This window comes from uncultured Microscilla sp. (assembly GCF_947493425.1).
Classification (GTDB): Bacteria; Bacteroidota; Bacteroidia; order Cytophagales; family Microscillaceae; genus Microscilla.
Map to the genome: position 1 here is coordinate 1 of NZ_CANLRP010000671.1, position 231 is coordinate 231.

The following is a 231-nucleotide window of genomic DNA, read 5'->3' on the forward strand; positions in this document are numbered from 1 at the left end:
CAGACGATGACGGCGGTTTTTACTCACTTTCGGCGGGCTTTTGCTCAAAGTAAGGCGGCTCAGGCGTACATGGGGCGCCGAGGTTTGGAGCACGTCCAGGAGGTGGGTTACCACGATGGAAAGTTGAGCAAACCTTTGCGCGCGGGGCTGGATACTTTGGGTATTTCTTCGGCTTGGGGTCGGGGTTGTATTATTTTTCCTCTGAAGAATGCTGAAGGTGATATTGTGAGT

The 231-nt window shown here is 52.8% G+C and carries 1 protein-coding gene; it reads left to right on the top strand.

Annotation, left to right across the window (positions count from 1 at the left end; genetic code table 11):
* Positions 1–231, top strand: a 231-nt coding sequence (locus Q0954_RS34885; RefSeq protein WP_299466939.1) for a hypothetical protein, incomplete at both ends; no start/stop codon positions are given.